Source organism: Streptomyces sp. GS7 (assembly GCF_009834125.1).
Taxonomy (GTDB): Bacteria; Actinomycetota; Actinomycetes; order Streptomycetales; family Streptomycetaceae; genus Streptomyces.
The window spans coordinates 7,545,308-7,559,551 of the sequence record NZ_CP047146.1; the positions used below are offsets into that span (position 1 = coordinate 7,545,308).

At 70.6% G+C, this 14,244-nt stretch carries 14 protein-coding genes; all 14 read right to left on the minus strand.

Annotated elements, in window-relative coordinates:
• Positions 1–153: 153 nt before the first annotated feature.
• Positions 154–969 (minus strand): F0F1 ATP synthase subunit delta, encoded by an 816-nt coding sequence (locus GR130_RS32675; RefSeq protein ID WP_159508047.1) that lies wholly within the window; start codon positions 967–969, stop codon positions 154–156.
• A complete protein-coding gene (locus GR130_RS32680) occupies positions 966–1,529 on the minus strand; it encodes a F0F1 ATP synthase subunit B (RefSeq protein ID WP_159508048.1) in 564 nt (187 codons plus the stop codon). Before GR130_RS32680 ends, GR130_RS32675 begins: the two co-directional genes overlap by 4 nt.
• Positions 1,530–1,572: 43 nt before the next feature.
• Positions 1,573–1,842: an ATP synthase F0 subunit C gene (gene atpE, locus GR130_RS32685; protein ID WP_189295580.1), complete on the minus strand. Its 270-nt coding sequence runs from the start codon at positions 1,840–1,842 to the stop codon at positions 1,573–1,575.
• Between the two features lie 76 nt (positions 1,843–1,918).
• Positions 1,919–2,713: a F0F1 ATP synthase subunit A gene (atpB, locus tag GR130_RS32690; protein WP_159510355.1), complete on the minus strand. Its 795-nt coding sequence runs from the start codon at positions 2,711–2,713 to the stop codon at positions 1,919–1,921.
• 279 nt (positions 2,714–2,992) lie between these two features.
• The gene (locus GR130_RS32695; RefSeq protein ID WP_159508049.1) at positions 2,993–3,430 is read right to left on the minus strand and encodes a hypothetical protein; all 438 of its coding nucleotides are present in this window, start codon (positions 3,428–3,430) and stop codon (positions 2,993–2,995) included.
• A 286-nt stretch (positions 3,431–3,716) separates the two neighbouring features.
• Complete coding sequence (locus tag GR130_RS32700; protein WP_159508050.1) at positions 3,717–5,042, minus strand: MraY family glycosyltransferase; 1,326 nt, start codon at positions 5,040–5,042, stop codon at positions 3,717–3,719.
• 98 nt (positions 5,043–5,140) lie between these two features.
• Positions 5,141–6,514 (minus strand): serine hydroxymethyltransferase, encoded by a 1,374-nt coding sequence (glyA, locus tag GR130_RS32705; protein ID WP_159508051.1) that lies wholly within the window; start codon positions 6,512–6,514, stop codon positions 5,141–5,143.
• 215 nt (positions 6,515–6,729) lie between these two features.
• A complete protein-coding gene (locus GR130_RS32710) occupies positions 6,730–7,431 on the minus strand; it encodes an arsenate reductase/protein-tyrosine-phosphatase family protein (RefSeq protein ID WP_443043710.1) in 702 nt (233 codons plus the stop codon).
• A complete protein-coding gene (locus tag GR130_RS32715) occupies positions 7,428–8,075 on the minus strand; it encodes an L-threonylcarbamoyladenylate synthase (protein ID WP_159508052.1) in 648 nt (215 codons plus the stop codon). Before GR130_RS32715 ends, GR130_RS32710 begins: the two co-directional genes overlap by 4 nt.
• A gap of 70 nt (positions 8,076–8,145) precedes the next feature.
• Entirely contained in the window at positions 8,146–9,027 is an 882-nt protein-coding gene (gene prmC / locus GR130_RS32720; protein ID WP_159508053.1) for a peptide chain release factor N(5)-glutamine methyltransferase, read from the minus strand.
• Positions 9,028–9,062: 35 nt separating this feature from the next.
• Positions 9,063–10,142, minus strand: coding sequence for a peptide chain release factor 1 (gene prfA / locus GR130_RS32725; protein ID WP_159508054.1), 1,080 nt, complete (start codon positions 10,140–10,142; stop codon positions 9,063–9,065).
• A 168-nt stretch (positions 10,143–10,310) separates the two neighbouring features.
• Positions 10,311–10,535, minus strand: coding sequence for a 50S ribosomal protein L31 (rpmE, locus tag GR130_RS32730; protein ID WP_030065532.1), 225 nt, complete (start codon positions 10,533–10,535; stop codon positions 10,311–10,313).
• Positions 10,536–10,700: 165 nt separating this feature from the next.
• Entirely contained in the window at positions 10,701–11,825 is a 1,125-nt protein-coding gene (locus GR130_RS32735; RefSeq protein WP_159508055.1) for an LCP family protein, read from the minus strand.
• 389 nt (positions 11,826–12,214) lie between these two features.
• Positions 12,215–14,212 (minus strand): transcription termination factor Rho, encoded by a 1,998-nt coding sequence (gene rho, locus GR130_RS32740; RefSeq protein ID WP_159508056.1) that lies wholly within the window; start codon positions 14,210–14,212, stop codon positions 12,215–12,217.
• Positions 14,213–14,244 lie beyond the last annotated feature (32 nt).

A 14,244-nucleotide genomic window follows, 5' to 3' on the forward strand; every position in this document is an offset into this window, starting at 1 on the left:
CCAGGGGCTTTCCGCTTACGGCCCAACTCGGGCCGCCGTCATGCTTGTGCTGTTCTTCCGGGGCGTCTTCCGGACCGCAGCCGGACCTTTCGGTCCGGCCGGCCGGTCCGGTGCCTGGCCGTCGGTTGTGCAGCTCTTGAGTTGGTGGCTGGATCAGCCGGCCATCCGCCGGGCTGCCTCTTCGAGGCGGTCCGCGATGGTCCCGTTGATGACCTCGTCGCCGATCCGGACCCGGACGCCGCCGCGGACCTCGGGGTCCACGTCGAGGTTCAGGTGGATCTGCCGTCCGTACAGCTCGGCCAGTGCGGCGCCGAGACGCTGCCGCTGCCCTTCGCTGAGCGGCACCGCGGAGGTGACCACCGCGACCATCCGGTCCCGGCGGGCCGCCGCCAGCTTGGAGAGGGCTTCGAGCCCTGCCTCCAGGCTACGGCCCCGCGGCTGTGCGACAAGACGGATCACGAGGCGCTCGGTGACCGGGTTGGCCCGGCCGCCCAGCAGCGTGCGCAGCAGCTCCGTCTTGGCAGCGGCTGACGCGTTGCGGTCCGTGAGCGCACGGCGCAGCTCACCGTTGGACGCGACGATGCGGCCGAACCGGAACAGCTCGTCCTCGACGTCGTCGAGCCGGTCGTCCCGCTGCGCCGCGACGAGGTCGGCGCTGTACGCCAGTTCCTCGATCGCGTCGGGCAGGTCGCGCGAGCGCGACCAGCGGGAGCGCACCATGCCGGTCACCAGGTCGAGAGTCGCCTCGCCGACCTGGCCGCCGAGCAGCCGCTCGGCCAGCTGGGCGCGCGCCTCGCCGCCCTGCGCCGGGTCGGTGAGGACCCGACGCAGCGATACCTCGCGGTCGAGCAGAGCGGTGACGGCAGCCAGCTCCTCGGCGAGCTTCACCGCGTCGACGGAGGTGTGGTCCGTCAGCGCGTTGAACCGCTCGCGTGCGGAGGCGAGTGCCTCGCGGCTCGCTCCGTTCATCGGCCGGCCTCAGCCTTCGTCGTGTCCGACGCCGCCTTCGCCTCGAGCTCGTCGAGGAAGCGGTCGATGGTCCGGCTCTGGCGGGCGTGGTCCTCAAGGGACTCCCCGACGAGCTTGCCGGCCAGTTCGGTGGCGAGCTGGCCCACGTCCTGGCGCAGCGCCTGCGCCGCCGCCTTGCGGTCCGCCTCGATCTGGGCGTGACCGGCGGCGATGATCTCCTCACGCTGCCGCTGGCCCTCGGCGCGCATCTCGGCGATGAGCGTCGCGCCCTGCTCCTGCGCCTCCTGGCGCAGACGCGCGGCCTCGTGGCGAGCGTCGGCGAGCTGGGCCCGGTAGTCCGCGAGAACCTGCTGGGCCTCGGCCTGAGTCGCCTCGGCATCCTCGATACGGCCCTCGATCTGCGCCCGGCGCTCGTCCAGAACCTTGTTGATGTTCGGGAGGAGCTTCTTGGCGAGGAAGCCGAAGACGATGAAGAAAGCGATCAGGCCGATGACCAGCTCTGGAATCGGCGGGACAAGGGGGTTCTCAGGAACCTCCACCGCCAAGTTCAGGGCGTTCACATCAGTGCCTTCCGTCTGAATGGATAGTCGATGTGGCTTCGGCTTACTTGTAGACGAAGCCCATGACGATGCCGATCAGGGCGAGAGCCTCACAGAAGGCGAAACCCATGATCTGGTTGGTGCGGATCAGGCCGGCGGCCTCGGGCTGGCGGGCCAGGGCCTGGGTGCCGTTACCGAAGATGATGCCGACGCCGACACCGGGGCCGATGGCGGCGAGGCCGTAACCGATCGAGGCGACGTTGCCGACGACCGTGGTCTTGGCGTTGTCACCGGCGGCGGCGAGGTGGTTGACCATCTCGAGAGCAGCGGACATGCCGTTACTTCCTTCTCGTTTCACATACCGGTGGGGGTTGGCCACCGGACAGCTGTTGGGGTGGGAGGCGGGGTGCTCAGTGGTGCTCGGCGAGCGCGCCCTGGACGTAGTTGCAGGCCAGAAGGACGAAGACGTACGCCTGGACGGCCTGGATGAACAGCTCGAAGGCCGTCATCAGGAGGGTCATGATGAACGAGGCGCCGGCGTAGACGAAGCCGATGCCGTTCAGCAGGTACCAGCTGGCGATGGTGAACATCAGGATCAGCAGGTGGCCGGCGAACATGTTGGCGAAGAGCCGGACCGCGTGGGTGAAGGGCCGGATGATCAGGTTCGAGAAGAGCTCGATGACCATGAGCAGCGGCAGGACCCAGCCGAGCGACTTGTCGTAGCCGGTGAAGTTCTTGAAGGCGCCGACGAAGCCGTGCTTCTTGAAGGTGAGGAAGACCCACAGGATGTAGACGATCGCCGCCAGTCCGGCGGGGAAGGCGATCACCGACGTCACCGGGAAAGAGGCGACGGGGATGATCGACCAGATGTTCATCATCCACACGAAGAAGAACAGCGAGACCATGAAGGGGACGTACTTGTCGCCCTCCTTCTTCCCCAGCGCGTCGTAAACGAGCCCGCGGCGCACGAAGTCATAGCCCGCCTCGCCGATCATCTGGAGCTTTCCGGGGACCACCTTCGCCCGGCCGAATGCAGCCCAGAAGAACCACACCACAACGACCGTGCTGAGCAGGGCCAGCAGCATCGGCTTGTTGAACTCGAAGCCGCCGATGGTGAAGAGCGGCTCGAAGACGAAGTTATGAAGCCCGGGAGCATCAAAGCCGCACCCGGAAAAGATGTGGCAGTCGGTCTCGAAGGCGAGCATCGTTTCAGCACTCACCGCGAGCTCCTTCAGCGTGGCGCATGGGTACGGCAACCTCGTTGTGTCGGCGCGGCGTTGAGCCACGGAGCGGCACTGGACTGGTCTTACGGATTGGGGGGCGGCTGGTCGGCGCGGGGCCGGACCGGATCACAGGCATCGGCCGCGAGAACTGCCCGTTCCATCGCGTGGAATCTGGGAGCTCAGCCGCCTGCGCCATCTGCGCCGCAGTTGGCACCGGACGATAGCAGGCCCGCATGAGGCCGTTTATCTCGGCCCTACGTGTCACGTCGGCGACCCCGCCGTCTCCGCCTTCTCGGCGTCCGCGGAGTCGGGGTCCACATACAGAATCTTCGCCTTCATATGGCCACGGGTCTGTGCCGCGATCCATACGAGAGTGGCTGCGAGCAAGGTGAACGCAAATGCCTTGGTGTCGAAGAGCGTTGTGTCCTTGAAGGCGATGAGGAACACCGCCACGAACAGAATCTGCACCGTGTACAGCAGCAGGCCCATCATCTGGAACAGCTGCGGAAGCTTCTTCGCGGTCTGCTGCAGGACGACGAGTCCGGCGCCCATCACCAGCACCACCAGCACGGTGCCGACGACGGCGCCGATCGCTCCGGTCGCGCCCGCGACCGCACCGCTCACGGCAGCGGCGATCGCGCCGGCGGCGAGGGTGGGCACAACGGCGTGGAGGAGTAGTCGGGCGTCATTCGACTGCATGGCGGCGCTCCGGCAAGGGGTGGGGTGGTGTCGTCAGGGACGAGCGTAGACCCGGCTTGAGGAAGAACCTGAGGCCAAAGGGCCGTCGCACTACGGTCCTTCGGCTCTGTCGCCGGGTTTCGTGAACGGTATCACAAACTATTTGATGAGGTCTTTACCTGGTTCGTGTGGACCCTGTCACACCTGAGCGTGAACCTGCGCGTTGGTGCACTGACGGGCGGCGGATTGTCTGGTATGCGGTCAACCGCCCTGATTCCCGAGGCACGTTCGGGCGACGGCGCACCACTCAGCGATGACTCCCCGCCTTGCGGCGGTCCACGAAGCGTGACCGGTCGCCGATCGCGGTGGCGCCGTGGATGCCCGGCGGAATCGCCGGCCGCCGCTCCTCCGGCGGCGTCTCCGCGGACTCCGCACCGGCCGCCGCCGGCCCGCTCGCGACCCGGCGGTAGCGCGGCGGAACCATCCGCTCCGCCCAGCGGGGGGCGCGCGGCGTGAAGCGCGGCAGGAGGAGGAGCACCAGGCCGACCGCGCTGAGCAGCACGATGCCAAGGACGATCCACATGCTGGCGTCGTTCGCCGAGTAGGCCACCGCGCCGAACGCGATCAGCGCCGACCAGAAGTACATGATCAGCACCGCGCGGCTGTGCGAGTGGCCGATCTCCAGCAGCCGGTGGTGCAGATGCCCGCGGTCCGCGGCGAACGGCGACTGGCCCTTCCACGTCCGCCGCACAATGGCCAGAATCAGATCCGCTACCGGTACCGCGATGATCGTCAGCGGGAGCAGCAGCGGGATGTAGACCGGCACCATCGCGTGGGTCGCCTCACGCAGACCGCCCGCCTTCTGGTTGAGCAGGTCCGGGTCGACCTGGCCGGTCACCGAGACCGCGCCGGCGGCCATCACCAGGCCGATCAGCATCGAGCCGGAGTCGCCCATGAAGATCCGCGCCGGGTGCATGTTGTGCGGCAGGAAGCCGATGCACATGCCCATCAGCACGACCGAGAACAGCGTGGCGGGGGCGGCGGCCTCGATGCCGTAGCCGAACCACAGACGGTAGGTGTACATGAAGAACGCCGCGGCGGCGATGCACACCATGCCGGACGCCAGGCCGTCCAGGCCGTCGACGAAGTTGACCGCGTTGATGGTGATGACGACCAGCGCGACGGTCAGCAGCGTGCCCTGCATCGGGGTCAGCGAGACGGTGCCGATACCGGGGATCGGGATCCACAGGATCGTCAGGCCCTGGAGGACCATCACCCCCGCGGCGATCATCTGGCCGCCGAGCTTGACCAGCGCGTCCACGCCCCACTTGTCGTCCAGGACGCCGAGGATCCAGATCAGCGCCGCGCCCGACAGCAGCGCCCGCGGCTCGTTGGTCTCGAAGACGCTCTTGAGGTTGGTCAGATGCGCGGCGACCAGCAGCCCCGCGCACAGCCCGCCGAACATCGCGATACCGCCGAGCCGCGGTGTCGGCTCGCGGTGCACATCACGCGCGCGGATCTCCGGCATCGCACCGGCCGCGATCGCGAATTTCCGTACCGGCCCGGTCAGCAGGTAGGTCACCGCGGCCGTGACGCACAGCGTCAGCAGGTATTCACGCACGGGCTGCCCCATAGAGATAGCTGGCCATCACAGCCCCACACCTTATGCGTGTCAGCCCCCTGGCCGTGAATACAGGGAAAGACGCACCCGGTCCGCGGACGGTTCCCGGGTCAGTCCTGCTCCGGATACGGCGGGAAGCGGTGCACCAGCGCGGCGGTCTCGGCGCGGGCCCCCCGGTCCTCCCGCAGCGCCGCCCCGATCAGCTCCGCGATCCGGTGCATCTCGGCCTCGCCCATCCCCTGGGTCGTCACCGCCGCCGTCCCCAGCCGGATCCCGGTCGGGCGCGCCCCGCGCTTGCCGGGCACGCCGGCGCACGGCAGCGCGCAGGTGTCCAGCACGATCCCGGCGGCGGCCAGCCGGCCCCGGGCGGTGCGCGCGTCCACCCCGAGCGGGGCGGAGTCCGCGGTGATCAGGTGGGTGTCGGTGCCGCCGGTGGTGATCGCAAGGCCCTGTGCGGCCAGCGCGGCGGCGAGGGTGCGGGCGTTGGCGGTCACCTGATGCGCGTACGTGCCGAACGCGGGCGTGGCGGCCTCGGCGAAGGCGACGGCCTTGGCGGCGACCGCGTTCATCTGCGCGCCCCCCTGGGTGAACGGGAACACCGCGCGGTCGATCCGCTCCGCCAGCCGCGTCCCGCACAGGATCATCCCGCCGCGCGGCCCGCGCAGCACCTTGTGGGTGGTGGCGCACACCACATCGGCGTACGGGACCGGGCTGGGCGCCGCGCCGCCCGCGACGAGCCCCATCGGGTGCGCCACATCGGCGATCAGATACGCGCCGATCTCGTCGGCGATGTCGCGGAAGGCGGCGTAGTCGATGTGCCGGGGGTAGGAAATCGAGCCGCAGACAAGGGCTTTGGGCCGCCGCTCGCGGGCCAGTGCGCGGATCGCGCCGTAATCGAGCAGCCCGGTCTCCTCGTCGACGCCGTAACCGGTGAAGTCGAACCACCGGCCGGAGAAGTTGGCGGGCGATCCGTGCGTGAGGTGTCCGCCGTGCGGCAGGGACATCGCCAGGACGGCGTCTCCGGGGCGCAGCAGGGCGGCGTAGGCGGCCAGTACGGCCGAAGACCCGGAGTGGGCCTGGACGTTGGCGTGTTCGGCGCCGAACAGGGCCTTGGCGCGCTCCACCGCGATCCGCTCGGCGAGGTCGACGATCTCGCAGCCGCCGTGGTGCCGGGCGCCCGGATAGCCCTCGGCGTATTTGTTGCCCAACGGGGAGCCCAGGGCGGCGAGTACGGCGGGCGAGGTGAAGTTCTCCGCGGCGATCAGCTGGAGCCCGTCGCGCTGCCGGGCGCTCTCCCCCAGCAGGACGCCGGCGATCTCCGGGTCCTGCCGCAGCAGCGCCGCGAAGTCCGGCGAGCCGGGCGGCCGGGTGACGTCGTCGCGGGCCGCGGCCCGCGCCCGGTCCTCGATGGTCTCGGCCGGTGCGGCGGCCCGCGCGCGGCCGACCGGGGACTGGCTGCGGGGTGACGCGGTGGTGGCGGGCATCGCTGGCTCCGGGCCTCGTACGGGGACCAGGGCACGCTGCGCGTGCCCCTGGGCCGGTCCGGCCCAAACCACCGGGCAGGCCCTAATCCCAATGTAGGCGCGGCTCAGCGATCGGGCGCGGTGTGCGGGCCATCGGGGTCCCGGGCCCGGTCCCGGGCCCGTCAGGGGGCGTCCAGGGCCCTTCCAGGGCCCGTGCGCGGCCCACCGGACGGCCGCTACGCGGGTGCCGGAACCCCGGTGAGGGCGGTGACGACCGGGTCGAGGGCCTGGTTGATCTCGTCGCCGATGGAGCGGAAGAAGGTGATGGGCGCGCCGTAGGGGTCGTAGACCTCGTCGGACTCCGGGTTGGGCGCCAGCAGCCAGCCGCGCAGCGCGGCGGCGGCGCCCACCAGCGCGCGGGCGCGCTCGACCAGCCCTCCGCCGGGGAGCTCCGGGTCGGGCGCCGGGAGCGTGGCGGGGTCTATGGCCCGTACCAGCCGGTTGAACTCCTTGAGCGTGAAGGTCCGCAGCCCGGCGGAGTGGCCCATGGAGATGACCTGGGCGCGGTGGTCGCGGGTCGCGGTCAGCACCAGGTCGGCCCGGATGACGTGCTCGTCGAGCAGTTCGCGGCCGATGAAGCCGGCCGGGTCCGCGCCGTAGTCGGCGAGCACGGTCGCGGCGTGCACCTCCATGGGGGCGCCTTCGTGGCCCCAGGTGCCCGCGCTCTCCACGAGCAGCCCGCAGGCCCTGGCGTCGCCGAGCCGCTCCTCCAGGGCATGCCGGTGCAGCCGCTCGGTGATCGGCGAGCGGCAGACGTTGCCGGTGCTGACGTGGAGGATCCGGAAGGTGGCGGAGGCGGGCGAGGGGGACGAGAGGGCCGCGGAGGGGAAGGTGTCGTCGCCGGGTCCCGCTATGCCACGCCCCAGGGGCGGCATCAATTCGCCACCTCAAGTTCGGGTACCACCTTGCGCAGCTCCTCCGCGCTGATCGCGCCCGCGCGCAGCAGCACCGGGACCGGGCCGGTGACGTCCACGATCGAGGACGGCACGGCGGCGGGCGTCGGGCCGCCGTCGAGGTAGACGGAGACCGAGTCGCCCAGCATCTCCTGGGCGGCGTCGCAGTCCTGCGGGGAGGGGTGGCCGGTGAGGTTGGCGCTGGAGACCGCCATCGGGCCGAACTCGTTGAGCAGCTCGATCGCGACGGGGTGCAGCGGCATCCGCACCGCGACCGTGCCGCGGGTCTCGCCCAGGTCCCAGGTCAGCGACGGCTGGTGCTTGGCGACGAGGGTGAGCGCGCCCGGCCAGAAGGCGTCGACCAGCTCCCACGCCTGCTCGGAGAACTCGGTGACGAGCCCGTGCAGGGTGTTGGGGGACCCGACCAGGACCGGAGAGGGCATCCCCCGGCCGCGGCCCTTGGCCTCCAGCAGATCACCGACGGCCTCGGCGCTGAAGGCGTCCGCGCCGACGCCGTAGACGGTGTCGGTCGGCAGCACGACCAGCTCACCGCGGCGGACGGCCGAGGCGGCCTCACGCAGACCGGTCGCGCGGTCGGTCGCGTCGCTGCAGTCGTATCGCCGTGCCATTACGGGACCTCCTCGTGCGGAACGAATACTTCGGATGCATCGCGTGCATCGGGCGCGGGAACGGGGCGCGTCATGGCGTCGCCCGGCGCGCGGTGGCGAATCGGGGCCTGTTGTTGAGGTCGGGGTGGTCGGCCGCGTCGGCCCAGCCCCGCTCCTCGGTGAAGATCCACGGCACCTGCCCGCCCTGGGTGTCGGCGTGCTCGATGACGACCACGCCGCCGGGCCGCAGCAGGCGGTGGGCGGTCCGCTCGATGCCGCGGATGGTGTCGAGGCCGTCCTCGCCCGAGAACAGCGCCAGCTCCGGGTCGTGGTCGCGGGCCTCGGGGGCGACGTACTCCCACTCGGTCAGCGGGATGTACGGCGGGTTGGAGACGACCAGGTCGACCTGCCCGTCCAGTTCGGGAAGCGCGGTCAGCGCGTCGCCGTGATGCAGAACGACGCGGGACCCCTCGACGTTCTTGCGGGCGTAGCGCAGCGCCTCCTCGGACAGCTCCACGGCGTGCACCCGCGACCGCGGCACCTCCTGCGCGAGGGCCAGGGCGATGGCGCCCGAGCCGGTGCACAGATCGACGATCAGCGGCTCGACGACGTCCATGGCGCGGACCGCGTCTATGGCCCAGCCGACCACCGACTCGGTCTCCGGTCGGGGGACGAACACCCCCGGCCCGACGCTGAGTTCGAGGTAGCGGAAGAAGGCCCGTCCGGTGATGTGCTGGAGCGGTTCGCGCGCCTCGCGGCGGGCGATCGCCTCCCAGTAGCGGGCGTCGAAGTCGGCGTCGCGGACCGTGTGCAGCTGGCTGCGCTTGACGCCGTGCACATGCGCGGCCAGCTCCTCGGCGTCGAAGCGCGGTGAGGGCACACCGGCGTCGGCCAGCCGCTGGGTGGCCTGGGCCACCTCCGCGAGCAGCAACGATCGGGGGCTCGGGGGGCGCCCCCCTGAATCGTGCGGCACTGGTCCTCCAGCCGGTCTGTACTGGTCTTGCGGTCTTACTGGGCGGCGGCGAGCTTGGCCGCCGAGTCGGCGTCCACGCACGCCTGGATGACCGGGTCGAGCTCGCCGTCGAGCACCTGGTCCAAGTTGTACGCCTTGAAACCCACCCGGTGGTCCGAGATGCGGTTCTCCGGGAAGTTGTACGTCCGGATGCGCTCCGAGCGGTCGACCGTGCGCACCTGGCTGCGGCGGGCGTCCGACGCCTCCCGCTCGGCCTCTTCCTGGGCCGCGGCCAGCAGCCGCGACCGCAGGATGCGCATCGCCTGCTCCTTGTTCTGGAGCTGGCTCTTCTCGTTCTGGCAGGAGACGACGATGCCGGTGGGCAGGTGCGTGATCCGGACCGCGGAGTCGGTGGTGTTGACGGACTGGCCGCCGGGCCCGGAGGAGCGGTAGACGTCGATCCGCAGGTCGTTGGCCTGGATCTCGACCTCGACCTCCTCGGCCTCGGGCGTGACCAGCACACCGGCGGCGGAGGTGTGGATCCGGCCCTGCGACTCGGTGGCCGGCACCCGCTGGACGCGGTGCACCCCGCCCTCGTACTTCAGCCGCGCCCAGACGCCCTGCCCCGGCTCGGTGGCACCGCCGCCGCCCTTGGTCTTCACCGCGACCTGGACGTCCTTGTAGCCGCCGAGGTCGGACTCGTTGGCGTCCAGGATCTCGGTCTTCCAGCCGACCCGCTCCGCGTACCGCAGGTACATCCGCAGCAGGTCGCCGGCGAACAGCGCGGACTCCTCGCCGCCCTCACCGGCCTTGACCTCCAGGATGACGTCCTTGTCGTCGCTGGGGTCGCGCGGGACGAGCAGCAGCCGCAGCTTCTCGGTGAGCTCGCCGCGGCGGACGTCCAGCTCCTTGACCTCGTCGGCGAAGTCCGGGTCGTCCGCGGCCAGTTCCCGGGCGGTCTCGATGTCGTCGCCGGTCTGCTTCCAGGAACGGTACGCCGTGATGATCGGGGTCAGCTCGGAGTAGCGCTTGTTGAGCCGCATGGCCTCGCGCTGGTCCGCGTGGACCGCCGGGTCGGCCAGCCGCTTTTCGAGATCGGCGTGCTCGCCGACCAGTTCCTCGACCGCCTCGAACATCGTGTGTTCCTCTGCTGACTGCTGATGTGGCTTCCCGGGGCCGGTGCGCCCCGCTGCCGCTGCGCGGCGGACCGTTCCCCGCCGGGGCGGCGGAGGCTACGGACGACAAAGACGCCGGTCCGGTCCCCCCTGTCCGGGGGCGACCGGAGACCGGCGCCTTGCGGGTCGCTACTTCTTGGCGGCCGCGGCGGACTTGCCGAAGCGGGCCTCGAAGCGGGCCACGCGGCCGCCCGTGTCCATGATCTTCTGCTTGCCCGTGTAGAACGGGTGGCACTCGGAGCAGATGTCGGCGCGGATGCTGCCGCCGGCGACCGTGCTACGGGTGGTGAACGACGCGCCACAGGTGCAGCTGACCTGGGTCTCGACGTACTCCGGGTGGATGTCGCGCTTCAAGGGATTCTCCTAGGTTCGGGAGTGCACCGGGTCGTGTTGCCGAATTGCGTCACGTGAACCGGGGCCGACGGTCCAGTCTGCCAGGACTAGCCGTATCTCCCAAAACCGGGGTGCGGACGCGACTATTCCCCGGCAGGTCCGGCGGCCGGGGCGCGGCCCGGACGGCTACTTCACGTAGCTGCCCGTACCGCCCTTGTCACCCGCCGAGCCCTTGAGCGCCGACTTCGGGATGTCCTGGTCGTTCCGCAGCGCGTCCCAGACCAGCCGGCCCTGCTCGGTCAGCGGCAGCACCCGGGAGGGGTTGACCGGGTCGTACTCCACCGGCAGCGTCACCATCTCGATGTGGTCCGAGGTGATCCCGCCCAGGGTCTTGGCGAGCCCGGTGAGCTGGGGGACCGAGTTGAGGTCGGTGTCGGTGGTGACGGCCTTGGTGGCGGTGTCGGCGATGGAGTAGAGCTTGGCCGGGTTGGTGAGCACGCCGACGTTGCGGACCTGGTTCATCAGCGCCTTGACGAACGTCTGCTGGAGCTGGATGCGGCCCAGGTCGCTGCCGTCGCCCCCGGGGACGCCGTGCCGGGTCCGGACGAGTCCGAGCGCGTCCTCGCCGTTGAGGGTGTGCTTGCCGGGCTGCAGGTGCAGATGGCTGTAGCGGTCGTTGATGGGCTTGGTGGTGGTGATGTCCACCCCGCCCAGCGCGTCGATCAGCTTCTTGAAGCCGGTGAAGTCGACCTCGACGAAGTGGTCCATGCGGATCCCGCTCATCGACTCGACGGTCTTGACGGCGCAGGCCGGTCCGCCGACCTCGAAGGCGGTGTTGAACATCGCCCGCCGCTCCGCGGGGACGGTCCTGCCGTCCTTGGTGCAGCTGGGCCGGGTGACCAGGGTGTCGCGGGGGATGCTGACGACGCTGGCCTTCTGGTGGCCCTTGAAGACGTGGACGACCATCGCGGTGTCCGAGCGGGCACCGCCCTCGTCCTTGCCGTACTCGCCGTTCTTGCCGGCCCGGGAGTCGGAGCCCATGACCAGGATGTCCATCGAGCCGTTGTCGACGTTCTTCGGCCGGTCCTGGCCGAGGGCCGCGTTGATGTCGACGCCCTTGAGGTTGCCGTTGAGCTTGAAGTAGACGTAGCCCAGCCCGGCGCCGCCGAGCAGCACCGCGCCGACCAGCGCGCACAGCGTGACCGTCAGGGCGCGGCGGCGCCGGGTCGGGCCCTTGCGCCGACGGCCCGTGGCACGTATGCCGCGGCCGCGGCCCTCGGCCGCCCGCGCGCTTCCGTTGCTGTCCGCCATCTGCTCCTCAGTCCCTTTTTCCCTCGGCTGCCCCTCGCCGTCATCCCGTGGTCACGGGTGAGTGCCTATTCAGACGGGAGGTCGACCGGAAGGGTTGCACGGCGCGTTATGAGCGCTTTCTTAGAAAGACGCCCCGTACGGCCCGTGCGACATCGGACTTTCGCCCTCTCACCTGCGCTTTCGTCCTGTGATCCGGCTTTGCCCGAGCTGTGTGCGCGGTACGAACCTGTGCGGAAGGTCTCAAGGGGGACAGCTCGCCGGTGCGGCACCGCCGACACGCCGCACCGCGCCGCGGGGCGCCGCAGGCACGGTAGACACCAGCCCCCCTCGCCGGTGCGGCGAGGGGGGCTGGTGTCTACCGTGCCTGCGGCGCGTGCGTCCGGCGGGCGTCAGTCGTTGCCGTTGCCCGAGGTCGGCGTCGTCTTCTGGATCTGCAGCAGGAACTCCGCGTTGGACTTGGTCTGCTTCATCTTGTCCAGCAGCAGCTCGATGGCCTGCTGCTGGTCCAGCGCGTGCAGCACCCGGCGCAGCTTCCAGACGATGGCCAGCTCGTCGCTGCCCATCAGGATCTCTTCCTTGCGGGTGCTGGACGCGTCCACGTCCACCGCCGGGAAGATGCGCTTGTCGGAGAGCTTGCGGTCGAGCTTGAGCTCCAGGTTGCCGGTGCCCTTGAACTCCTCGAAGATCACCTCGTCCATCCGCGAGCCGGTCTCGACCAGCGCGGTGGCCAGGATGGTCAGCGAACCGCCGTCCTCGATGTTGCGCGCGGCACCGAAGAAGCGCTTCGGCGGGTAGAGCGCGGTCGAGTCGACACCACCGGACAGGATGCGGCCGGAGGCGGGCGCCGCGAGGTTGTACGCGCGGCCCAGGCGGGTGATGGAGTCCAGCAGGACGACCACGTCGTGACCCAGCTCGACGAGCCGCTTGGCACGCTCGATGGCCAGCTCGGCGACGGTGGTGTGGTCCTCGGCCGGGCGGTCGAAGGTCGAGGAGATGACCTCGCCCTTGACCGACCGCTGCATGTCGGTGACCTCTTCGGGACGCTCGTCGACGAGGACGACCATCAGGTGGCACTCGGGGTTGTTGCGGGTGATCGAGTTGGCGATCGCCTGCATGATCATGGTCTTGCCGGTCTTCGGCGGGGCCACGATCAGCCCTCGCTGGCCCTTGCCGATCGGGGTGACCAGGTCGATGATCCGGGTCGTCAGCCCGCCCGACTCGCCCTCCAGGCGCAGCCGCTCCTGCGGGTAAAGGGGCGTCAGCTTGCCGAACTCCGGCCGCTGGCGGCCCTGTTCGGGCGCCATGCTGTTGACGGTGTCGAGCCGCACCAGCGCGTTGAACTTCTCGCGCCGCTCGCCGTCCTTGGGCTGGCGGACCGCACCGGTGACGTGGTCGCCCTTGCGCAGGCCGTTCTTGCGGACCTGGGCGAGCGAGACGTACACGTCGTTGGGGCCGGGCAGGTAGCCCGAGGTCCGGATGAACGCGTAGTTGTCGAGGATGTCGAGGATGCCCGCGACCGGGATGAGCACGTCGTCCTCGGCCACCTGCGGCTCAGTCGCGAAGTCCTCGCGGCCACGGCGGCCACGGCGGTCGCGGTACCGTCCGCGGCGGCCGCGCCGGCCGCCCTCGAAGTCGTCGTCCTCGTCGGGTCGGCGGTCGCGCTGGCGGCCACCACCGCCCTGGCCGCCGTCGCCGGCGTCGCCCTTGCGGCGGTCACCGCGGTCGCGCTCACGCTGGCGGCGGTCGCCCTTCTGCCCGCGCTCCTGGCGGTCGCCGCGGTCCTGGCGCTCACCACTCTTGGCGGGCCGGCCCTCGCCGGTCTCCTGCGGAGCCGTCGCGGTCTCGGTCCTGACCTCGGCCTTGACCTCGGTCTTGACGTCGCCCGCGAGGGCGGTCTCCGGGCTGCCCGCGGCGGCGGTGGCCCGGCGCCGGCGGCGCTCGCCGACCGGCTGCTCGTCGCTGACAGGCTGGCCCGGGATCTCGATCTGCTGCTGAGCCCCCTTGTCCGCGGCCTTGGCCGTCTTGGCGGGCTTGTCGTCCTTGGCGGCCGACTCGGCACCGTCCTCGCCCGTGCGGGCCTTGGAGGTCGTACGGCGCTTGGGCTTGGTCTCGGTGTCGGCAGCGGGCGCGTCGGCCTTGGCGGCGGATCCCGAGCCGCCGGCCTGCCTCTCCTTGATGACCTCGATCAGCTGGCTCTTGCGCATCCGCGCGGTGCCCTTGATACCGAGGCCGGAGGCGACCTGCTGCAGCTCTGCCAGGACCATGCCGTCAAGGCCGGTGCCGGAACGGCGGCGCCGCGTGGTAGCAGGCGCGGCGGGAGCGTCCGTGGCGGGCGTGGTGGCACTGCCATCGGTGCGCGCGCCCATCAGATCGGTGGTGTCGCTCACGAAGGGTCCTTCCCTGGAGCGGGCGTCGGCCT

Excerpts from the sequence above, each read along its gene's own strand:
- GR130_RS32675 (WP_159508047.1), bottom strand. The coding sequence starts at position 969 with ATGAACGGAGCGAGCCGCGAGGCACTCGCCTCCGCACGCGAGCGGTTC.
- atpE (WP_189295580.1), bottom strand. The coding sequence starts at position 1,842 with ATGTCCGCTGCTCTCGAGATGGTCAACCACCTCGCCGCCGCCGGTGAC.
- atpB (WP_159510355.1), bottom strand. The coding sequence starts at position 2,713 with ATGCTCGCCTTCGAGACCGACTGCCACATCTTTTCCGGGTGCGGCTTT.
- GR130_RS32695 (WP_159508049.1), bottom strand. The coding sequence starts at position 3,430 with ATGCAGTCGAATGACGCCCGACTACTCCTCCACGCCGTTGTGCCCACC.
- GR130_RS32700 (WP_159508050.1), bottom strand. The coding sequence starts at position 5,042 with ATGGGGCAGCCCGTGCGTGAATACCTGCTGACGCTGTGCGTCACGGCC.
- glyA (WP_159508051.1), bottom strand. The coding sequence starts at position 6,514 with ATGCCCGCCACCACCGCGTCACCCCGCAGCCAGTCCCCGGTCGGCCGC.
- GR130_RS32715 (WP_159508052.1), bottom strand. The coding sequence starts at position 8,075 with ATGGCACGGCGATACGACTGCAGCGACGCGACCGACCGCGCGACCGGT.
- prfA (WP_159508054.1), bottom strand. The coding sequence starts at position 10,142 with ATGTTCGAGGCGGTCGAGGAACTGGTCGGCGAGCACGCCGATCTCGAA.
- GR130_RS32735 (WP_159508055.1), bottom strand. The coding sequence starts at position 11,825 with ATGGCGGACAGCAACGGAAGCGCGCGGGCGGCCGAGGGCCGCGGCCGC.